The organism is Pseudomonas sp. LBUM1640, from assembly GCF_059716225.1.
This window is the reverse complement of record NZ_CP166816.1, coordinates 6586497-6606532: the sequence shown is the minus strand read 5'-3', so window position 1 is coordinate 6606532 and position 20036 is coordinate 6586497. Positions and strand designations below refer to the sequence as shown.

Annotated in this window: 19 protein-coding genes; 11 read left to right on the top strand and 8 right to left on the bottom strand. The window is 60.8% G+C overall.

The window, feature by feature from the left end:
- Position 1 precedes the first annotated feature (1 nt).
- The 8 genes from pepP to gcvH all read left to right on the top strand — a co-directional run bounded on the left by pepP (position 2) and on the right by gcvH (position 8908).
- Positions 2–1324: a Xaa-Pro aminopeptidase gene (pepP, locus tag ACA065_RS29460; protein ID WP_497692599.1), complete on the top strand. Its 1323-nt coding sequence runs from the start codon at positions 2–4 to the stop codon at positions 1322–1324.
- Complete coding sequence (ubiH, locus tag ACA065_RS29455) at positions 1321–2508, top strand: 2-octaprenyl-6-methoxyphenyl hydroxylase (RefSeq protein ID WP_497692598.1); 1188 nt, start codon at positions 1321–1323, stop codon at positions 2506–2508. The genes pepP and ubiH overlap by 4 nt, the downstream gene beginning before the upstream one ends.
- The gene (locus tag ACA065_RS29450; RefSeq protein ID WP_497692597.1) at positions 2501–2986 is read left to right on the top strand and encodes a DUF4442 domain-containing protein; all 486 of its coding nucleotides are present in this window, start codon (positions 2501–2503) and stop codon (positions 2984–2986) included. The genes ubiH and ACA065_RS29450 overlap by 8 nt, the downstream gene beginning before the upstream one ends.
- A 9-nt stretch (positions 2987–2995) precedes the next feature.
- Positions 2996–4213: a 2-octaprenyl-3-methyl-6-methoxy-1,4-benzoquinol hydroxylase gene (locus tag ACA065_RS29445; RefSeq protein WP_497695438.1), complete on the top strand. Its 1218-nt coding sequence runs from the start codon at positions 2996–2998 to the stop codon at positions 4211–4213.
- Positions 4214–4420: 207 nt separating this feature from the next.
- A complete protein-coding gene (locus tag ACA065_RS29440) occupies positions 4421–5425 on the top strand; it encodes an extracellular solute-binding protein (protein ID WP_497692596.1) in 1005 nt (334 codons plus the stop codon).
- Positions 5426–5616: 191 nt separating this feature from the next.
- Entirely contained in the window at positions 5617–7233 is a 1617-nt protein-coding gene (locus ACA065_RS29435; protein WP_497692595.1) for an ABC transporter permease, read from the top strand.
- Between the two features lie 156 nt (positions 7234–7389).
- The gene (gene gcvT / locus ACA065_RS29430) at positions 7390–8472 is read left to right on the top strand and encodes a glycine cleavage system aminomethyltransferase GcvT (protein ID WP_497692594.1); all 1083 of its coding nucleotides are present in this window, start codon (positions 7390–7392) and stop codon (positions 8470–8472) included.
- 52 nt (positions 8473–8524) lie between these two features.
- Entirely contained in the window at positions 8525–8908 is a 384-nt protein-coding gene (gene gcvH / locus ACA065_RS29425) for a glycine cleavage system protein GcvH (RefSeq protein WP_497692593.1), read from the top strand.
- 125 nt (positions 8909–9033) lie between these two features.
- On the opposite strand, the gene ACA065_RS29420 is transcribed toward gcvH, so the two are convergent.
- From ACA065_RS29420 to ACA065_RS29390, 7 genes are all read right to left on the bottom strand, one after another.
- Positions 9034–10176, bottom strand: coding sequence for a DegT/DnrJ/EryC1/StrS family aminotransferase (locus ACA065_RS29420; RefSeq protein WP_497692592.1), 1143 nt, complete (start codon positions 10174–10176; stop codon positions 9034–9036).
- 158 nt (positions 10177–10334) lie between these two features.
- A complete protein-coding gene (locus ACA065_RS29415) occupies positions 10335–11000 on the bottom strand; it encodes an outer membrane protein (protein ID WP_497692591.1) in 666 nt (221 codons plus the stop codon).
- Positions 11001–11167: 167 nt separating this feature from the next.
- Positions 11168–11482, bottom strand: coding sequence for a DUF2388 domain-containing protein (locus tag ACA065_RS29410; protein ID WP_497692590.1), 315 nt, complete (start codon positions 11480–11482; stop codon positions 11168–11170).
- A 68-nt stretch (positions 11483–11550) separates the two neighbouring features.
- A complete protein-coding gene (locus tag ACA065_RS29405) occupies positions 11551–11997 on the bottom strand; it encodes an NfeD family protein (RefSeq protein ID WP_497692589.1) in 447 nt (148 codons plus the stop codon).
- A 10-nt stretch (positions 11998–12007) separates the two neighbouring features.
- Positions 12008–12928, bottom strand: a complete 921-nt coding sequence (locus ACA065_RS29400; protein WP_024077991.1) for an SPFH domain-containing protein — start codon at positions 12926–12928, stop codon at positions 12008–12010.
- Positions 12929–13005: 77 nt separating this feature from the next.
- Entirely contained in the window at positions 13006–14697 is a 1692-nt protein-coding gene (locus tag ACA065_RS29395) for a GspE/PulE family protein (protein WP_497692588.1), read from the bottom strand.
- 82 nt (positions 14698–14779) lie between these two features.
- Positions 14780–15118 carry an ACT-like domain-containing protein gene (locus tag ACA065_RS29390; RefSeq protein WP_497692587.1) on the bottom strand — a complete coding sequence of 113 codons (339 nt, stop codon included), beginning with the start codon at positions 15116–15118 and terminating at the stop codon, positions 14780–14782.
- 127 nt (positions 15119–15245) lie between these two features.
- On the opposite strand from ACA065_RS29390, the gene ACA065_RS29385 reads away from it, so the two are divergent.
- On the top strand, positions 15246–15710 hold the full coding sequence (locus ACA065_RS29385) for an Lrp/AsnC family transcriptional regulator (RefSeq protein WP_497692586.1): 465 nt from the start codon (positions 15246–15248) through the stop codon (positions 15708–15710).
- Positions 15711–15827: 117 nt separating this feature from the next.
- Here the strand turns inward: ACA065_RS29385 and ACA065_RS29380 are convergent, their stop codons facing one another.
- Positions 15828–17195: a CYTH domain-containing protein gene (locus ACA065_RS29380; protein ID WP_497692585.1), complete on the bottom strand. Its 1368-nt coding sequence runs from the start codon at positions 17193–17195 to the stop codon at positions 15828–15830.
- 158 nt (positions 17196–17353) lie between these two features.
- Here ACA065_RS29380 and argE point away from each other — a divergent pair, with 158 nt between their 5' ends.
- Together argE and argA are read left to right on the top strand one after the other, a co-directional pair.
- The gene (argE, locus tag ACA065_RS29375; protein WP_497692584.1) at positions 17354–18502 is read left to right on the top strand and encodes an acetylornithine deacetylase; all 1149 of its coding nucleotides are present in this window, start codon (positions 17354–17356) and stop codon (positions 18500–18502) included.
- Between the two features lie 133 nt (positions 18503–18635).
- Positions 18636–19934: an amino-acid N-acetyltransferase gene (gene argA, locus ACA065_RS29370; RefSeq protein ID WP_497692583.1), complete on the top strand. Its 1299-nt coding sequence runs from the start codon at positions 18636–18638 to the stop codon at positions 19932–19934.
- Positions 19935–20036: the final 102 nt, after the last annotated feature.

Sequence of the window (20036 nt, the reverse complement as noted above, 5' to 3'; positions counted from 1 at the left end):
CATGATCCATATCCCGAAAGCGGAATACACCCGTCGCCGCAAGGCGCTCATGGCGCAGATGGAACCCAACAGCATCGCAATATTGCCGGCCGCCGCCGTCGCCATCCGCAACCGTGATGTCGAGCACGTTTACCGCCAGGACAGCGACTTTCAGTACCTGAGCGGCTTCCCCGAACCGGAAGCGGTGATCGTGCTGATGCCCGGTCGCCAGCACGGCGAGTACGTGCTGTTCTGCCGCGAGCGCAATGCCGAACGCGAATTGTGGGACGGCCTGCGCGCCGGCACCGAAGGCGCGATCCGTGATTTCGGCGCCGACGACGCGTTCCCCATCACCGATATCGACGACATCCTGCCCGGCCTGATCGAAGGCCGCGACCGGGTGTACTCGGCCATGGGCAGCAACGCCGAATTCGACCGGCATGTGATGGAGTGGATCAACGTGATCCGCTCTAAAGCGCACCTGGGCGCCCAGCCGCCGAACGAATTTGTTGCCCTGGATCATCTGCTCCACGACATGCGCCTGTATAAATCGGCGGCAGAAGTGAAGGTCATGCGCGAGGCGGCGCGAATTTCCTGCGCGGCCCACGTCAAGGCGATGCAGGCCAGCCGCGCCGGGTTGCATGAATTCAGCCTGGAAGCCGAGCTGGATTACGAATTCCGCAAGGGCGGCGCGAAGATGCCGGCCTATGGCTCCATCGTCGCTGCCGGGCGCAACAGCTGCATCCTGCATTACCAGCAGAATGACGCGGTGCTCAAGGGCGGCGACCTGGTGCTGATCGATGCCGGTTGCGAGATCGACTGCTACGCCAGCGACATCACCCGCACCTGGCCGGTCAATGGCACGTTTTCGCCCGAGCAAAAAGCGATCTACGAGATAGTGCTGGCCTCCCAGGAAGCCGCCTTTGCCGAGATCGCGCCAAACAAACATTGGAACCAGGCCCATGAGGCGACGGTTCAGGTCATCACCGCCGGGCTGGTAAAGCTGGGGTTGTTGCAAGGCGATGTCGACGAGTTGATCGCCAGCGAAGCCTACCGCGCCTTCTATATGCACCGCGCCGGCCATTGGTTGGGCATGGATGTGCATGATGTGGGCGAGTATAAAGTGGGCGGTGAATGGCGGGTGCTGGAAGTCGGCATGGCCTTGACCGTGGAACCCGGCATCTATATTTCGCCGGACAACCAGAACGTGGCGAAGAAATGGCGTGGCATCGGCGTACGCATCGAGGACGACGTGGTAGTGACCAAGCAAGGCTGTGAAATTCTGACCGGCGGCGTGCCCAAGACCGTCGCCGAGATCGAAGCGCTGATGGCGGCTGCCCGATGAGCCGGGTCAATCTGGCCATTATCGGCGGCGGCCTGGTGGGCGCCAGCCTGGCGTTGGCGTTGCAGGCAGGCGCCAAAGCGCGTGGCTGGAAGATCGTGCTGATCGAACCGTTTGCGCCGGGTGACAGTTACCAGCCGAGCTACGACGCGCGTTCTTCGGCGTTGTCTTACGGCGCCCGGCAGATTTATCAGCGCTTGGGTTTGTGGCAGGACATTTCCCGCCGCGCCGAGCCGATCAAACAGATTCACGTGTCGGACCGTGGCCGCTTCTCTACCGCGCGCCTGTCCGCCATGGAGGAGGGCGTGCCTGCCCTGGGTTATGTGGTGGAAAACGCCTGGCTCGGCCAGTGCCTGTGGCAAGGTTTGGACAAAGAAGTGGTGAGTTGGCGCTGCCCGGCGGAAGTCACCCGCATGGAGCCACTGCCCGACGGTTATCACCTGACCCTCAACGATGAAACCGTGCTGGAATGCGACCTCGCGGTATTGGCCGATGGCGGCCGCTCCGGTTTGCGCGAGCAATTGGGCATCGGCGTGAAAACCCGCCCTTACAACCAGAGCGCGCTGATCGCCAATATCACCCCAAGCGAAGCCCACAATGGTGAAGCTTTCGAACGCTTTACCGATGAAGGCCCAATGGCCCTGTTGCCGCTGCCGGACAACCGTTGCGCGCTGGTGTGGACGCGTATCGGTATGGACGCCCAACGCCTGGCCAACCTTGATGAGCGCAGCTTCCTGAGCGAATTGCAGGGCGTGTTCGGCTACCGTCTGGGCACGTTGAAGCAAGTCGGCGCGCGGCACCTGTACCCGCTGACGCTGGTGGAAGCCGAAGAGCAAGTGCGCTCGCACCTGGCCGTGCTCGGCAATGCCGCCCACAGCCTGCACCCGATTGCAGGCCAGGGCTTCAACCTGTCCCTGCGTGACGCGAATGCCTTGGCTGAGGCCTTGCTGGCCGGGCCGGCAGTGCCGGGCGACCTGGCAACCTTGCAAAGCTATCGCGAGCGCCAGCACTTGGACCAGAAGCTGACGGTGGGTTTCTCCGATCAAGTCACGCGCCTGTTTGGCAGTGCCCAGCCGTTGGTGGCCTTGGGCCGCAACATGGGCCTGCTCGGCCTGGACCTGTTGCCGCCAGCCAAACGCTGGTTCGCCCGTCAGGCCATGGGCCTGGGCACGCGCCCCGATGCGTAACTGGCTGATCGAGCGCATCGGCAAGGCGCGGCTGTTGCGTTGGGTCATGACCCTGTACCCGCCGTATCTGGGGGCGGGGATCAGCGTGCAGCACATGAGCGCCGATTTTCGTCACGTCAAAGTGCGCATGGGCCTGGGCTGGTACAACCGCAACTACGTCGGCACGCAATTCGGCGGCAGCCTGTATTCGATGGTCGACCCGTTCTACATGTTGCTGTTGATGGAGAACCTGGGCCGCGACTACATCGTTTGGGACAAAGCTGCGAGCATCGACTTTGTGTCGCCGGGCAAAGGCCCGGTATACGCTGAGTTTTCCATCGACGAGGCCTTGCTGGACGAGATTCGCAGGCAGACCGAAGGTGGCGAGAAGTACTTGCCTCACCTCAAGGTGCAGATTCATGACGGCTCCGGCACTTTAGTGGCGCGGGTCGACAAAACCCTTTACGTGCGGCGCAAGCCGCCAGCAAAGCAGGCTTAAAGCATGGACATGCGCGCAGATGTGCTGATTGTCGGGGCCGGAATGGTCGGGAGCGCCCTGGCGCTGGCGTTGCAGGGCAGTGGCCTGCAGGTGCTGCTGCTCGATGGCAGCCCGCTGAGCGTTAAACCGTTCGACCAAGACGCGGCTTTCGAACCCCGCGTGAGCGCCTTGTCGGCCGCCAGCCAGCGCATTCTTGAGCGCTTGGGCGTGTGGGACGGCATCGTCTCGCGGCGCACCAGCCCCTATGGCGACATGCAAGTGTGGGACGGCAGTGGCACCGGGCAAATCCACTTTTCGGCGGCTAGCGTGCATGCCGAAGTGCTTGGGCATATCGTTGAAAACCGGGTGGTTCAGGACGCGTTGCTTGACCGTCTGCACGACTGCGACCTGGGTCTTTTGGCCAATGCACGCCTGGAGCAGATGCGCCGCTCTGGCGATGACTGGCTGCTGACGTTGGCCGATGGCCGCAAATTACGTGCGCCGCTGGTGGTCGCCGCCGACGGCGCCAACTCTGCCGTGCGTCGCCTGACCGGCACCTCGACGCGCGAGTGGGATTACCTGCATAACGCCATCGTCACCAGCGTGCGCAGCAGCCAACCGCACCAGCGCACGGCGTGGCAACGCTTTACCGATACCGGCCCGCTGGCATTCTTGCCGCTGGTGCGCGATGGGCAAGAGGATTGGTGCTCCATCGTCTGGTCGACCACGCCGGCGGAATCCGAACGCCTGATGGGGCTGGATGACGACAGCTTCTGCCGTGAGTTGGAGCGCGCCTTTGAAGGGCGACTCGGTACGGTGGTCAGCGCTGACCCGCGTGTTTGTGTGCCGTTGCGCCAACGCCACGCCAAACGCTACGTGGCCGAAGGCCTGGCACTGATCGGCGACGCAGCCCACGTGATCCACCCGTTGGCGGGGCAGGGCGTGAACCTGGGCTTCCTCGATGCGGCCGTGCTGGCCGAGGTGCTGCTGGCTGCGACCGAACGTGGCGAGCGCCTGGCGGATGTGAAGGTACTGAGCCGCTACGAGCGTCGGCGCATGCCGCATAACCTGGCGCTGATGGCGGCGATGGAAGGCTTTGAGCGGTTGTTCCAGGCCGATCAGCTGCCCTTGCGCTGGTTGCGTAATGCTGGCTTGAAAATGGTCGACCAAATGCCGGAAGCCAAAGCCATCTTCGTCCGCCAGGCCCTCGGCCTGACCGGCGATCTCCCGGAGCTGGCCAAGCCCTGAATTTGAAATCCAAACCCCTGTGGGAGCGGGCTTGCTCGCGAAAGCGGTGTATCAGTTGCCCATGTATCGACTGACACGACGCCTTCGCGAGCAAGCCCGCTCCCACACGGGAAAGAGCTGTGCAACATCTGGTAACGCCTGCACCAAGCGCCACTAAATGTGAGTCCCTATCATTTGCCTTCAATTTGCAAATGAGAGACCGCACCCATGTTGGCACCCAAACGCCTCCTGACTGCCCTGGCACTCACCCTTATCGGCAGCACCACTGTGCAGGCAGCCGACGAAGTCGTGGTCTACTCCTCGCGCATCGACGAACTGATCAAACCGGTGTTCGACGCCTACACCAAAAAGACCGGTGTGCAGGTGAAGTTCATTACCGACAAGGAAGCCCCGCTGATGCAGCGCATCAAGGCCGAAGGCGAGAACGCCACGGCCGACCTGCTGCTCACCGTCGACGCCGGCAACCTCTGGCAGGCCGAGCAAATGGGCATCCTGCAGCCGTTCACCTCGGCGGTGATCGACAAGAACATCCCCTTGCAATACCGCTCTTCCAACCACGCGTGGACCGGCCTGAGCCTGCGCGCGCGAACCATCGCCTACTCCACCGACCGGGTAAAACCGGGTGACCTGACCACCTACGAAGCCCTGGCCGACAAGCAATGGGAAGGCCGCCTGTGCCTGCGCACGGCGAAGAAGGTCTACAACCAGTCGCTGACCGCCACGCTGATTGAAACCCATGGCGCAGCCAAGACCGAAGAAATCGTCAAGGGCTGGGTCAATAACCTGTCCACCGACGTGTTCTCCGATGACATCGCCGTGCTCGAAGCCATCAACGCCGGGCAGTGCGACGTGGGCATCGTCAACACCTACTACTACGGCCGCCTGCACAAGCAGAAGCCGGACCTGGCGGTGAAGCTGTTCTGGCCGAACCAGGGCGACCGTGGCGTGCATGTGAACCTGTCGGGCATCGGCCTGACCCAGCATGCGCCACACCCCGAAGCCGCCAAGGCCTTGGTGGAGTGGATGACCACGCCTGAGGCGCAGAAGATCTTTGCCGATGTGAACCAGGAGTTCCCGGCCAACCCAGCCGTGCCGCCGTCGGCGGAAGTGGCGACCTGGGGCAAGTTCGTGGCCGATACCTTGCCGGTGGAAGTGGCCGGTAAGCGTCAGGCTGAGGCCATTCGCCTGATGGATCGCGCCGGCTGGAACTAAATTTGTAAAACGCCGCCGATCAAAATGTGGGAGCGGGCTTGTGTGGGAGCTGGCTTGCCTGCGATAGCATCACCGCGGTGTGACTGATACGCCAAGGTGTCTGCATCGCGGGCAAGCCCGGCTCCCACACAAGCCCGCTCCCACATTGGTTAGCGGCGACTTCAAAACCTTCATTTTCTGAGAGTTTTTCCTTGGCCCACCCCGCTCAACGCCGCTGGTACTTGCCGGTCTTCACCGTCGCCGCCCTGGTGCTGTTGCCGCTGAGCGTGCTGTTGCTGTCCTGGCAAAGTATCGATCAACAAATCTGGTCCCATCTGTGGGAAACCCAGATGCCACGCCTGCTGGGCAACACCCTGACGCTGGTGCTGGGCGTCGGTGTTGGCGTGACGCTGTTGGGCGTGAGCCTGGCCTGGTTGACCAGCCTCTGTGAATTCCCCGGGCGGCGCTGGCTCGACTGGGCGTTAATGCTGCCCTTCGCGATTCCGGCCTACGTGCTGGCCTTTGTGTTTGTCGGCTTGCTGGACTTCGCGGGCCCGGTGCAAACCCTGCTGCGAGAGTGGTTCGGCACGGGCTTGCGCCTGCCACGCGTGCGTTCCACCAGCGGTGTGATCATCGTGTTGGTGCTGGTGTTTTATCCCTACGTCTACCTGTTGGCGCGTACGGCGTTTTTGGCTCAGGGCAAAGGCTTGATGGAAGCGGCGCGGGTGCTTGGCCAATCGCCATGGCAAGCGTTCTGGCGTGTGGCGTTGCCCATGGCACGGCCGGCGATCGGCGCCGGTGTGGCCTTGGCGTTGATGGAGACCCTGGCGGATTTCGGCGCTGTCTCGGTGTTCAATTTCGACACCTTCACCACCGCCATCTACAAGACCTGGTATGGCTTTTTCAGCCTGTCCAGCGCCGCTCAACTGGCCAGCCTGTTGCTGCTGGTGGTGATGCTGGTGCTCTACGGTGAACGGCGTGCCCGAGGGGCGAGTCGGCCGAGCAATGAGCGGCCTCGGGGCAAGGCGTTGTATCACCTGCGTGGGTTCAAGGCAGCGGCTGCGAGTACCTGGTGTGGCGTGGTATTCGCCTGCGCCTTTGTCATTCCGATGCTGCAGCTGGTCGCCTGGTTCTGGCAGCGTGGCCGGTTCGATCTGGATGAGCGCTATACCGGTTTGATTATCCACACCCTCTACTTGGGCGGCATCGCGGCGCTGATCACGGTCAGCGTGGCGCTGGTACTGGCTTTCGCCAACCGTCTGGCGCCGACGCGGGCGATTCGTTCCGGTATCAGCCTGGCCAACGTCGGCTATGCCTTGCCGGGCTCGGTGCTGGCAGTGTCGATCATGTTGGCGTTCAGCTACCTGGACCGTGAACTGGTGGTGCCGTTGTCGGGTTGGCTCGGCGGTGCGGGCAAGCCCTTGTTGCTTGGCAGCCTGTCGGCGTTGGTGCTGGCCTATCTGGTGCGATTCCTGGCGGTGGCCTACGGGCCGCTGGAAAACAGCCTGGCGCGAATCCGCCCGTCTTTACCCGAAGCGGCACGCAGCCTGGGCGTGAGTGGGCCACGACTGTTTTGCAAAGTGTATCTGCCGCTCTTGCTGCCGGGGACGTTGAGCGCGGCACTGCTGGTGTTCGTCGATGTGCTCAAGGAAATGCCCGCGACCCTGCTGATGCGCCCGTTTGGCTGGGACACCCTGGCGGTCCGGATCTTTGAAATGACCAGTGAGGGTGAATGGGCACGGGCCTCCTTGCCGGCGCTGACCCTGGTGTTGGTGGGCCTGTTGCCAGTGATTGGCCTGATCCGACGCTCCGCACGACAAATCGCTTAGGTGCCAGTCCTACAGCTTGCGGCTACAATGCGCGGCATTCGGTGCGCTCCGTCTTTCGGAGCGAGTCGCTGTATGCCGCTGCAGGCCTTGTAATCAAAGGCGTTCAGCACAAACGGCAACTCTGCGCATCTTCGCCAAGCCCGGAAGGAGAAACCCATGGGACAGCGTACGCCTCTGTATGACCTGCATCTCGCCCTCGGCGCGAAAATGGTCGATTTTGGCGGTTGGGATATGCCTTTGCATTACGGCTCGCAAGTTGAAGAACACCATCAGGTGCGACGCGACTGCGGGGTGTTCGATGTATCTCACATGACCGTGATTGATGTCACAGGCCTTCAGGCCAAGGAATGGCTCCAGCACCTGCTGGCCAATGATGTCGATCGTTTGCATGGCTGCGGCCGTGCACTTTACAGCGCCATGCTCAATGAGCAGGGCGGCGTGGTGGACGACATGATCGTTTACCGTACCGAGGCCGGTTACAGGCTGGTGGTCAACGCCGCTACGCGTGATCAGGATATGGCCTGGATGCAGGCGCAGTTGGGCAATTACTCGGTGCAACTGCATGAGCGACCGGAGCTTGCCATGCTCGCTATTCAAGGCCCGCACGCCCGGCAGAAAATCGCCGAGCTGGTCACCCAGTCTCGCGGCACCCTGATCCACCAGCTCAAGCCTTTTGAAGGCCAGGCCGACGGCGATTGGTTTATCGCCCGCACAGGCTATACCGGCGAAGACGGCCTTGAGATTGTCCTGCCTGCCGATCAGGCGCCGGGCTTTTTCAATGACCTGGTCGGTGCGGGGATTTCACCCATCGGCCTGGGCGCCCGCGATACCTTGCGCCTGGAAGCCGGCATGAACCTGTATGGCCAGGATATCCACCAGAATGTTTCGCCCCTGGCCGCCAACATGGCCTGGAGCATTGCCTGGGAACCCACCGAGCGCCAATTCATCGGTCGCGCCGCGTTGGAAGCGGAAAAGGCCGCGGGTGTGCAGTTCAAACTGGTCGGGCTGGTGTTGGAAGAACGTGGCGTTTTACGCGCTCACCAAGTGGTTCGTATCGCCAATGTTGGCGAAGGGGAGATCACCAGTGGTAGTTTCTCTCCTACGCTAAGCAAATCCATTGCGCTGGCGCGTGTGCCGACGGCTACCGCTGATCGGGCTGAAGTGGAAATCCGCGGCAAGTGGTATCCGGTTCGAGTGGTCAAACCGACCTTCGTGCGCCATGGCAAAACCTTGATCTAACTATTTCCGGCAGGCCAAAGGCCGCTGACATTTCTTCTTGAGGACACAGACTATGAGCGATATCCCTGCCGACCTGCGTTTTGCCGAAAGTCACGAATGGGCCCGTCTGGAAGCTGACGGCAGCGTGACCGTCGGTATCTCTGACCATGCTCAGGAAGCGTTGGGTGATGTGGTGTTTGTTGAGCTGGCCGAGGTTGGCGCCAAGTTTGAGGCTGAAGGCCAGGCTGGTGTGGTTGAATCGGTGAAAGCGGCTTCGGACATCTACGCCCCGGTAGCTGGCGAAGTGATTGCGGTCAACGAGGAATTGAGTGGTAGCCCTGAGCTGCTGAACTCCGACCCGTACAGCGCCTGGATCTTCAAGCTCAAGCCAAGCAACCCGGCTGATCTGGAAAAACTGCTGGACGCTGCCGGCTACAAAGCTGCTATCGGCGAGTAAACACAAAACCCATGTGGGAGCGGGCTTGCTCGCGAAGGCGGTCTGTCAGTAACGGATGTCCTGACTGATAAACTGCATTCGCGAGCAAGCCCGCTCCCACATTGTGCTGTGCCAGCCGTAAATGATCAGCCCGCTTTCAATACCGCTTTAACCGCCGCAACAGACCGCTCCACATCCGCCTCTGTCATCGCCGTGAACATCGGCAGCGACACGATCAAACGCCCAACACGCTCCGCCACCGGGAACATGCCTTCCTTGAACCCTTGTGCCCGATACAGGCTCAGCAGGTGAATTGGTGGGTAGTGATAGCCAATGCCGACGCCATGGGCTTGCATCTGTTCCATGAATGTAGCGCGGGCAGGCAGGCCGTCCTGACGTTCCGGCAAGACCAGCTGGAACAGGTGCCAGTTGCTGTTCTCGAAGTCCGCCGGCGGCAATTGCGCACCATATAGCGCTTCAAAGTCGCTGCCGAAGCACTTGAAGTAGTGCCGCGCCAGGTTCTGGCGATGTGCCGTGATCTGCTCAATATGCGCGAACTGGCCCAGACCAATGGCCGCCGCAATATCGGTCATGTTGAACTTGCCGCCCAACACATCCACATCCAGACCGTCGAAGCCGGTACGGGTGACGCCTTGCAGGCGATACTTTTCCGCCAGGCGGGCTTCCTCGGCATTGTTCAATACCAGGCAACCACCTTCGGAGGAGGTGATGTTCTTGTTGGCCTGGAAGCTGAACGACACGAAGTCGCCGGTGGCGCCGATACGCTCGCCGTCCCAGCTGGAACCCAAGGCCTGGGCCGCGTCTTCAACGATGCGCAGGTTGTACTTGTTGGCCAGTGCATAAAGCATCGGCATGTCCAGGGGCAAGCCCGCCAGATAGACCGGGATGATCGCTTTGGTGCGCGGGGTGATCGCGGCTTCCACTTGGGCCAGGTCGATATTGCGGGTGACCGGGTCGATATCGGCAAACACCGGCGTGGCGCCCACTTCCAGAATGACGTTGGCCGTGGCAACCCAGGAGATCGGCGTGGTGATCACTTCGTCCCCAGGGCCAATACCGGCGATGCGCAAGGCAATCTCCATGGTGCAGGTGCCGGAGTTGAACGTGCGCACCGGCCGGCCGCCAAAGTACTCCGACAGTTGCGCTTCGAATGCCTGGACTTTAGGCCCGCTGGTGATCCAGCCCGAGCGCAGTACATCGCCGACCGCCGAGATGGTGGCTTCATCAATGGTAGGTTTGGAAAACGGCAGAAAGGGCTGTTGGCTCATAACGACGAAGGCATCCGTTTCAGGTAGGCGATGAGTAAGGGGTGTATCAGTACCGGCATGGTTGCACGGCTCGACTGAATATAGCCTGTCGCCCGTGAACGAATCGTCATGTTGCGCACGAAAAATGCCGCGTTGTCAGCGGCATTCTCATCGGCGTGTCAGAAGGACAGGCGGGCTTCAAGAAACACATTCTGCTCTTTGAGCTTGCCCTTGAGCTGCTCATCCTTGGCATTTGCCCGGTTGACGAAGGTGTTGTAGCCGGTTTCAACCTGCCCCATGTCCACGTAACGCCAGCCGGCGCCCACGGTCAGCTTTTCGCTGACCTTGGCATCCAGGCCCAGGCCTACGCTATAGGCGAAATTGTATTGGCGGTTGCTGGCGAACTGACGGTTAGGGTTGCCCTGATAACCTTCGGCATCAATTTGCGCCACACCCACGCCGGCCATGCCGTAAAACGACAGCCAGTCGTTAAGCGGGATGTTTTTATAGCCGTTGAGCATCAAGCGCTGGCTATCGACTTCAAGGCGGTTCACGTTGGCATTGAAGGGCGCCCAATAGGAGTCGAACGTTGAGCTATTGCGGGTAGTGTATTCGCCCTCCAGGCGCCAGCCCTCGGCAAAGGCATACCCTGCAGCGAATGAGCCGGTGAAAGCTTTGTTGCTGTCAGGTGCATCTATCTGATGAGTGACGCGTGGGCTGGTCAGCAAGGAGCTGGAGAGATTCTGACGGGCGCTGTTGAGCTTTGCCGAGCCGTACCAACCTTCTGCCTGGGCATACGGCGTGATGATCGCGGCGAGGAGTAGAAGGGAAGACAGTTTTTGCATGGTGGTCGATTCGCTGGTGGAAAAGGAATCGATAGCTTGTTGCTGCCCTCGTGAAGTGGTCGACAGGACTTATCCTGTTCAGGCACCCATGTCTGTACCGTCGCGGTAGGAAAAATCCGTGCAAAAAAATGCCGCTCCCAAAGAGCGGCATTTTTTGTGAAGCGCTGTTACTCGGTCACAGCATTTTTCGCGAGGATGGCGTTAGCCAATTGCATGTCCGTGGCTTGTAAGCCAGGGTTATCGGCGCGGACTTTCTGCATGGCAGCTTCCAGGTACGGGCCCCGGATGCCGCCGTCGCTGGCAACAAAGCTGCCTGCGTCGTCTTGGGCGGCGACCACCAGCTTGTGGTCCTTGAAGGTCAGGTACGTCGAGCCGGTAGTGGCGCCGGACGAAATGACATTGCGCCAGAAACTGTCGGCCATGGCTGAGCCGACAGGAAGGGAAAGCACAGCGAGGGTTGCGACAGCATATTTGAGACGCATGGGGGTGACTCCGGGTGGGTTATCTGAACAGTTTGATTGTAGATAACCCAACCGAGTTCCATCACTGACTAAACAGTTTCGACCTGTAAAATCACCCCGTCCTGACCAGTGACACGTACATGCGCGCCTACTGGACTGTCCGGCCCGGTTGCCATCCACACGCTATCACCGACTTTTATCTTGCCCCGGCCATCAATGATCGCCTGATGCACCATAAAGGTGCGGCCGACCAGCTCGGAGCCACGCATGTTCAGCCCCGGCTGGTCACTGACCTTGGCGCTGCTGCGCTGGCGTTTCCACCAGTACACCGCGGTCAGGATCGATAGCACGGCGAATAGCAGCAGTTGCCATTCCAGGCCGAGCGGTGGGACCAGAAACTTGATCACACCCACGGCGGCGGCAGCGATCCCCATCCACAGCAGGTAGCCACCGGCGCCGAACACCTCAAGAATCAGTAGCACCGTCCCCAGTGCCAGCCAATCCCAGAACGACAGATGCTGCAGGAAATCCCACATGGCGATGGCCTCAGCCTTTCTTGTTGTCGAAGGTGGCCTTGACGATTTCGCCGATACCACCGACGGCGCCAATCACCTGGCTGGCTTCCAGCGGCATCAAGATGACTTTGCTGTTGTTGGCCGAAGCCAGTTTGCCCAAGGCGTCGATGTATTTTTGCGCAACAAAATAGTTGATGGCCTGCACGTTACCGGTGGCGATTGCTTCGGAGACCACCTGGGTTGCACGGGCCTCTGCCTCTGCCTGGCGTTCACGGGCTTCAGATTCCAGGAATGCGGCTTGACGACCACCTTCTGCTTCGAGGATCTGCGCCTGCTTCTTGCCCTCGGCGGTCAGGATCGCGGAGGCTCGCAGACCTTCGGCTTCCAGGATTTGTGCGCGCTTGATTCGCTCGGCTTTCATCTGGCCGGACATGGCGGCCATCAGGTCGGCAGGTGGGCTGATGTCCTTGATCTCGATGCGGGTAATCTTGATGCCCCACGGTGCGGTTGCTTCATCCACGGTGCGCAGCAGCTTTTCGTTGATACCGTCACGCTGGCTCAGCATCGCATCCAGCTCCATGGAGCCGAGCACGGTACGGATGTTGGTTTGCAGCAGGTTGCGAATGGCGTGTTCGAGGTTGTTGACCTCGTAGGCGGCCTGGGCGGTGTTGACCACCTGGAAGAAGCACACAGCGTCGATCTGTACCGTGGCGTTGTCAGCGGTAATCACTTCCTGGGGCGGGATATCCAGCACGCTTTCCATCACGTTGATCTTGCGACCGATGCGGTCCATGACCGGGATGATGATGTTGAGGCCGGGTTTGAGGGTGTTGGTATAGCGCCCGAAACGCTCGACTGTCCATTGGTAGCCCTGAGGCACTACTTTAAAGCCCATGAACAGGATGGCCACGGCCAAACCCACGAAAAGAAGCAGTACGGTTCCGATCTGCATTGCGATTCCCTATCTGATGGTGTCAGTGAAACTACGTTCGGGCGATTGTAACGGTCTGGTCACAGATAAGGACGGTTTCACGGCCCAACAATAAAAGCATTTGTATCTGAATCCCCAGGCGTTACCCGTAAGACCTCCGCCAGGGTCGTCAGCCCGGCGTTGACTTTGTCGATGCCGGCCATGCGCAGGCTGTGCATGCCTTGCGCAAGCGATGCCCGGCGTAGAGCCTGCACGTCGGCGCCGGGGGTGATCAGCGCCTTGAGTTTCTCGTCCACAACCATGATCTCATAGAGCCCGGCCCGGCCTCGATAACCGCTGTCACGACATTCTGCGCAGCCGACCGCCTCATGAACCTCCCCCAGGGCATTTGCCGAACGTTTGCAGTGCGAGCACAAAACCCGCACCAAGCGCTGCGCCATCACGCCTATCAGCGTAGCTTTGATCAAGTAATGAGCAATGCCTAGTTCCTGCAAACGGCTGATGGCGCTGGGCGCATCGTTGGTGTGCAGGGTCGAGAGCACCAAATGCCCGGTCAGCGCGGCCTGGATCGCCATTTCGGCAGTTTCCAGGTCACGAATCTCACCGATCATGATGATGTCGGGGTCTTGGCGCAGCAGGGCGCGAATACCACTGGCGAAGGTCAAGTCGATATTGTGCTGCACCTGCATCTGGTTGAAGGCGGGCTCGACCATTTCTATCGGGTCTTCCACCGTGCACAGGTTGACCTCGCGGGTCGCCAGCCGCTTGAGTGTGGTGTAGAGCGTGCTGGTCTTGCCTGAGCCGGTCGGCCCGGTGACCAGGATGATGCCGTTGGCCTGGCCGGTCATGGCGTGCCAGCGCTGTTGGTCCTCGTTGGATAAACCCAACTGATCAAAATCCTTGAGCAGCACCTGCGGGTCAAATATCCGCATCACCAGTTTTTCGCCAAACGCCGTCGGCAAGGTTGAAAGACGCAGTTCCACTTCGACACCCGCCGGGCTCTTGGTCTTGATCCGTCCGTCCTGGGGTTTGCGTTTTTCTGCCACATTCATGCGGCCCAGGCTTTTCAGGCGGCTGACCACCGCCATGGTGACCTGGGGTGGGAATTGATAGACGTCATGCAGCAGCCCGTCGATGCGAAAACGCAGGCGGCCCTGGTCGCGACACGGTTCAATATGGATGTCGCTGGCCCGTTGGCCGAAGGCGTATTGCAACAACCAGTCGACGATATTGACGATATGCGCGTCATTGGCATCCGGCTCCTTGTCGCTGGCGCCGAGGTTGAGCAGGTCGATATTGCCCGCCACCGCCACCTTTTGATCCGCGCCGCTGACCGACTTGGCCAGCCGGTAAAATTCGTCGATGCAGCGCTGAATGTCCTTGGGGTTGGCGACCACGCGTTTGATTGAGCGCTTGAGCACTTGCGCCAACCCAGCCTCCCAGCCGCGGATGTATGGCTGGGCGCTGGCGACGGTGACGGTCTGCGCATCCACGGCCACCGCAAGAATGGCATGGCGTTGCGCAAAAGCATGGGACATCAATGGCACTACCGTCGCCACGTCGATTTTCAGCGGGTCGATACGCAGATAAGGCTGCCCAACATGCCCGGCAAGCCACTGGGTCAGCGTTTCCAGGCAAGGCCCCTGCGCCGCGATGCATTCCAAAGGATGTTGCGTGGAGGGCTCCGCCGCCAACCTTTGCGCCACGTCCGCTGTAACAAGCGCCTGCTCAACCAGGGCAGGCAGCAACTGATGCAGTTCCAATGGGTGATCGTGCAAAGCCGCGGGCATGTAGATTTCCTGGGTGGCGTGGGGCGTAATCCCAGGCTAGTCAGCCCCTGAAAAAACACCGCCCAGGGTGTATTTCAGCCTTTTACAAACTACCCGCCATCACCGCCGCAGGCCGCAAGGAATCAGCCGGCCACACGTCCAGCGAGCACACGCTGATCAGGTTTCGAATCTTTTCACCGATCACTTGGGCGCGGTGCCAGCTCAAACCGTCCATCACGATTTCAATGTTTAGCAGGTCGTCCAGGCGGCTTACATTGACCTGTTGCGGCGTCAGGAACTGCAGCGCGAAGTAGTTGAGCACGCGGCACAGCACATCCGGCTCAGCCTCGGCGATGATCTGATAATGCGCCTGGCAATGGGCACTGTTGACGGCCCACGCATCGACGCGGGTAGCGGGGTGGGATGTTTCGACGGCGTGCATGCTGACTCTCCAATTTCGACTGAAGAAATTTTTACATTCGTCTGCGGAGATTTCTTATCTAAGATGAGCCGTATCCGTAGAAAATAGACTCAAACAATTCAAGTTAAGCATCATCATAGGTATTTTTATGCAAGGCGAGTTGGACGCCTACGACCGCCGCATCCTGGCCCTGCTGCAAGAGGACGCTTCGCTTTCCAGCGCGCAGATCGCCGAACAGGTTGGCCTGTCGCAGTCACCGTGCTGGCGGCGCATCCAGCGGCTCAAGGAAGAGGGCGTAATTCGCGGCCAGGTCACGCTGCTGGACCGCAAGAAAATCGGCCTGAACACGCAGATTTTTGCCGAGATCAAACTCAACGCCCACGGCCGATCCAACTTCACGGAATTCACCGAAGCGATTCGCGGGTTTCCGGAGGTGCTGGAGTGTTATGTGCTGATGGGTGCGGTGGATTTTCTGCTGCGCATTGTTACCTCGGACATCGAGGCGTATGAGCGGTTTTTCTTCGAGAAGCTGTCGATGGTGCCGGGGATTCAGGAGGTGAACTCCATCGTGGCGTTGTCGCAGATCAAGTCCACCACCAGCCTGCCTATTTAGCGCTAAACCTGTGGGAGCGGCTTGCTCGAGAAAGCGGTGAGTCAGCCACCAAAAAGTCGACTGATCCAACGCCTTCGCGAGCAAGCCCGCTCCCACATTTGACCGAGTTGCCCGGTGTTACAGGCGCAGCAGGGTCTTCCAGGCACGGTTCTGATACACCGCAATCGCCTGATGCATACGTGCATCCAGCGACTCATCGGTGATCGGCTGGTTGGCCAGTTGCGCCAGTTTATTCAGCTCGCCGTACAAACGGTCCAGTTCAGGAATGTCGACCACCTGACGTGCGTGGTGCAGCCAGGCCTGGATGCGTTCGATACGCGGCAGTTGCTCGGCCAGGTCTTCCGGTTGCTGCTGGTAACGCTGCAGTTGCAGCGCAACGGCGTCGTCAGCCAGCAGGCGTGGCAGCCAGTTGGTGATTTGCGCAGCGCCCTGGCGGTTGCCGCGCACGTTGCGGTCGGCGGTCCAGGTGCGGGCCAGCAGCCAGCGCGAGGTGTTCAGCGAGAACAAGCCCCAGCGCACGTCTTGCAGTTCTTCAACAAACTGTTCCGGTGCGGCTTTGCGGATGTCTTCATCGTCGTCACCGGCCTGCACCAGTGGGCGCCAGTCTTCGAGCAACGCATCCAGTGCACTGCGCAGCTCACTGGTGGATTGACGTGGGGCGGCTTGGCCGAGGCTGCCGATCAGGGCGCGCAGTTCGCCGAGGTTTTCGACCCAGTCCTGCAGCAGGCGCCAGTGGCCATTGAAACGGTATTGCTCTGCCAGGCGCTGACTGCTGCCGAGCAGGTGCCACATGATGGCGGCGAAGGCGTCGTCCAGCGGCATTTCGGCGTGGATCTGCGGCGCAGGCAGGCTCAAGGAGTAGCTGCTGGCGTCGTACAGGCGGTAGCCGCGTTCGGCCTTGCTGATATCGCATGGCATCAGCGCCAGGGTGGCGGCCAGCTCGGCAGCCAGTTCCAGCAGGGCGGCGGGTTCACCTTCGCGCAATTCCAGTTCCAGCTCGCAGATTTCTTCTTTCTGCTTGCCGACCACCACATGGCCCAGGTCCAGGGCGGCTTCGATCACGACCTTCGCCTTGCCACGGCCCCAAGCGATTTCGGCGCGCTCACGCACGAAGTCGGTGGTGAAGATCGGCTTGAGGGTTTTTTTGTCCAGCTCGGCCAGTTGCTCGGGCCAGCACTCGCCATCGAGTTTCTTCACATCGAGCTTGGCTTTGGGCAGGTCCCAGTTGTATTCGTTACGTTCCGACAAGCCGGCGACGCTTTGGCCACGGGTCTTGAGGGTCTGGATGATTTCGTCACCGTCCTTGCGCAAGCGCAGGGCGACTTTGGCCTGGGCCAGGTCGCGCTCGGGGGTGTCGAAATACTGGTTCATCAACTCACGGCGTTCCCAGCCACTTTTGTTGCGTTTTTTCAGTAGCGGGTGCTCACGCAGCGCGGCGAGTGTTTCGCGGCTGACGCGGAGCTTGATTTCGGTTTCTTTCTGCATGGCCGGAAAATCCAGGATCGGGAGCGCAGCCGGGGAAAAGAGTGGCTGCCAAGGTCGTGCAGTGTACAGGACTGAGCCCGGCAACGCGCCGCAACGGTTTATTGTGTCGTGCAGATGGTTCTATAGTGGGGCTCATCCGGGACGTTGAGAGGCCGCGCATGCCGTTACCTACTATGAAAGAGCAGTTCGCCGCGCTGATCGCCGCGCCGTCGGTCAGTTGCACCCAAGCGTCTCTCGACCAGACCAACCGCCCGGTGATCGACCTGCTCGCCAGTTGGCTGGGCGACCTGGGTTTCGCCATCGACATCCAGCAAGTCAGCCCCGGCAAGTTCAACCTGCTCGCCAGTTTCGGCAGCGGCCCTGGCGGCCTGGTGTTGGCTGGGCATAGCGATACCGTTCCTTATGACGCTGCGCTGTGGAAAACCGACCCGCTCAAGTTGACGGAAGTCGACGGCCGCTGGGTAGGCTTGGGCAGCTGCGACATGAAGGGTTTTTTCGCCCTGGCCATCGAAGCCGTGCTGCCGTTGTTGGATCAGCCGTTCAAACAACCGCTGCTGATACTCGCCACCTGCGATGAAGAAAGCTCCATGTCCGGCGCCCGCGCGCTGGCCGAGGCAGGGCGCCCGTTGGGCCGCGCGGCGGTGATCGGCGAGCCGACAGGCCTCAAGCCAATCCGCCTGCACAAAGGCGTGATGATGGAGCGCATCGACATCCTTGGCCAAAGCGGCCATTCGTCGGACCCAAGCCTGGGCCACAGCGCCCTTGAAGCCATGCACGATGCCATCGGCGAACTGCGTGGCCTGCGCCTGGCCTGGCAGCGCGAGTACCGCAACCCGCAATTCAGTGTGCCGCAGCCGACCATGAACTTCGGTTGCATCCACGGCGGCGACAACCCCAACCGCATCTGCGGCCAGTGCTCCCTGGAATTTGACCTGCGGCCCTTGCCGGGCATGGACCCGCAGGTGCTGCGCGCGGCCATCCGGCAGAAGCTCGAACCCCTGGCCGAGCGCCACAAAGTCAAGATCGACTACGCGCCGCTGTTCCCCGAAGTGCCGCCGTTCGAGCAGGCCGAAGACGCCGAGCTGGTGCGGGTTGCGGAACGTTTGACCGGTCATCGTGCCGAAGCAGTAGCGTTCGGCACCGAAGCGCCTTATCTTCAGCGCCTTGGTTGTGAAACCCTGGTGCTTGGCCCTGGCGACATCGCCTGCGCCCACCAGCCGGGCGAGTACCTTGAAATGTCACGCTTGACGCCTACAGTGCGTCTATTGCGGGAACTGATCGAGCATTACTGCCTGAAACCTGCATAAATTAACCCCTGCCCATTCGTACATAAGGAGAGCGAGCGTGTCGCCAAGCCTGTTCCGACGATAACCATCAGCCCGCTGTGCGCTTTCACGATTCATCCTTTTTTGGCTGCTTTTTATTACAGGCCCAGGTTTTATGCCCGAATACGTCAATTGGCTTCGTCACGCTTCGCCCTACATCAACGCCCACCGCGACTGCACCTTTGTGGTCATGCTGCCCGGCGATGGTGTGGAACACCCCAACTTCGGCAATATCGTCCACGACCTGGTGCTGCTGCACAGCCTGGGTGTGCGGCTGGTGCTGGTGCACGGTTCGCGCCCACAAATCGAAGCGCGCCTTGAAGCGCGCGGCCTCACCCCGGCTTACCACGAAGGCTTGCGCATCACCGATGCGGCAACACTGGAGTGTGTGATCGACGCGGTCGGCCATTTGCGTATTGCGATTGAAGCGCGCCTGTCGATGGACATGGCCTCTTCACCGATGCAGGGCTCGCGCCTGCGCGTGGCCAGCGGCAACTTGGTCACGGCGCGGCCGATCGGTGTGCTTGAAGGCGTGGATTACCACCACACCGGCGAAGTTCGCCGGGTCGACCGCAAGGGCATCAACCGCCTGCTCGACGAGCGCTCCATCGTGCTGCTGTCGCCGCTGGGTTATTCGCCCACCGGCGAAATTTTCAACCTGGCTTGCGAAGACGTCGCCACCCGCGCCGCCATCGACCTGGCCGCCGACAAGCTGCTGCTGTTTGGCGCGGACTTGGGCCTGATCGATGAGCATGGTCGCCTGGTCCGTGAGCTGCGCCCGCAACAAGTGCCGGCGCACCTGCAACGCCTGGGCAGCAACTATCAAGCGGAATTGCTCGATGCAGCCGCCGAAGCGTGCCGTGGTGGAGTAGGGCGCAGCCATATCGTCAGCTACGCCGAAGACGGCGCCTTGCTCACCGAGCTGTTTACCCGGGACGGCGGCGGTACGCTGGTGGCCCAGGAGCAATTCGAGCAGGTGCGCGAAGCGGCGATTGAAGACGTCGGCGGTTTGCTTGACCTGATCAGCCCGCTGGAAGAGCAGGGCATTCTGGTGCGGCGTTCGCGAGAAGTGCTTGAACGTGAGATCGAACAGTTCAGCGTGGTCGAACGCGAAGGCATGATCATCGCCTGTGCGGCGTTGTATCAGATCGCGGATTCGGATGCGGGTGAGCTGGCGTGTCTGGCAGTTAACCCGGAGTACCGTCACGGCGCACGCGGTGATGTATTGCTGGAGCGCATCGAGACCTGTGCTCGGGCTCAGGGTTTGAAGACCTTGTTTGTCCTCACCACCCGAACCGCCCACTGGTTCCGTGAGCGCGGGTTTGTGCCGAGCAGCGTGGACCGCCTCCCATCGGCGCGGGCGTCGCTGTACAACTATCAGCGTAACTCGAAGATTTTTGAGAAAGCGCTGTAAACCCGATTTTGGAAGTGAAGCAGGTCTAAATGTGGGAGCGGGCTTGCTAGCGAAGGCGCAGTGCCAGTCACTGAATGTGTTGACTGACCCACCGCTTTCGCG

Coding starts and splice junctions, on each gene's coding strand:
- pepP (WP_497692599.1), top strand. CDS start 2: ATGATCCATATCCCGAAAGCGGAATACACCCGTCGCCGCAAGGCGCTC.
- ubiH (WP_497692598.1), top strand. CDS start 1,321: ATGAGCCGGGTCAATCTGGCCATTATCGGCGGCGGCCTGGTGGGCGCC.
- ACA065_RS29450 (WP_497692597.1), top strand. CDS start 2,501: ATGCGTAACTGGCTGATCGAGCGCATCGGCAAGGCGCGGCTGTTGCGT.
- ACA065_RS29445 (WP_497695438.1), top strand. CDS start 2,996: ATGCGCGCAGATGTGCTGATTGTCGGGGCCGGAATGGTCGGGAGCGCC.
- ACA065_RS29440 (WP_497692596.1), top strand. CDS start 4,421: ATGTTGGCACCCAAACGCCTCCTGACTGCCCTGGCACTCACCCTTATC.
- gcvT (WP_497692594.1), top strand. CDS start 7,390: ATGGGACAGCGTACGCCTCTGTATGACCTGCATCTCGCCCTCGGCGCG.
- gcvH (WP_497692593.1), top strand. CDS start 8,525: ATGAGCGATATCCCTGCCGACCTGCGTTTTGCCGAAAGTCACGAATGG.
- ACA065_RS29420 (WP_497692592.1), bottom strand. CDS start 10,176: ATGAGCCAACAGCCCTTTCTGCCGTTTTCCAAACCTACCATTGATGAA.
- ACA065_RS29415 (WP_497692591.1), bottom strand. CDS start 11,000: ATGCAAAAACTGTCTTCCCTTCTACTCCTCGCCGCGATCATCACGCCG.
- ACA065_RS29410 (WP_497692590.1), bottom strand. CDS start 11,482: ATGCGTCTCAAATATGCTGTCGCAACCCTCGCTGTGCTTTCCCTTCCT.
- ACA065_RS29405 (WP_497692589.1), bottom strand. CDS start 11,997: ATGTGGGATTTCCTGCAGCATCTGTCGTTCTGGGATTGGCTGGCACTG.
- ACA065_RS29400 (WP_024077991.1), bottom strand. CDS start 12,928: ATGCAGATCGGAACCGTACTGCTTCTTTTCGTGGGTTTGGCCGTGGCC.
- ACA065_RS29395 (WP_497692588.1), bottom strand. CDS start 14,697: ATGCCCGCGGCTTTGCACGATCACCCATTGGAACTGCATCAGTTGCTG.
- ACA065_RS29390 (WP_497692587.1), bottom strand. CDS start 15,118: ATGCACGCCGTCGAAACATCCCACCCCGCTACCCGCGTCGATGCGTGG.
- ACA065_RS29385 (WP_497692586.1), top strand. CDS start 15,246: ATGCAAGGCGAGTTGGACGCCTACGACCGCCGCATCCTGGCCCTGCTG.
- ACA065_RS29380 (WP_497692585.1), bottom strand. CDS start 17,195: ATGCAGAAAGAAACCGAAATCAAGCTCCGCGTCAGCCGCGAAACACTC.
- argE (WP_497692584.1), top strand. CDS start 17,354: ATGCCGTTACCTACTATGAAAGAGCAGTTCGCCGCGCTGATCGCCGCG.
- argA (WP_497692583.1), top strand. CDS start 18,636: ATGCCCGAATACGTCAATTGGCTTCGTCACGCTTCGCCCTACATCAAC.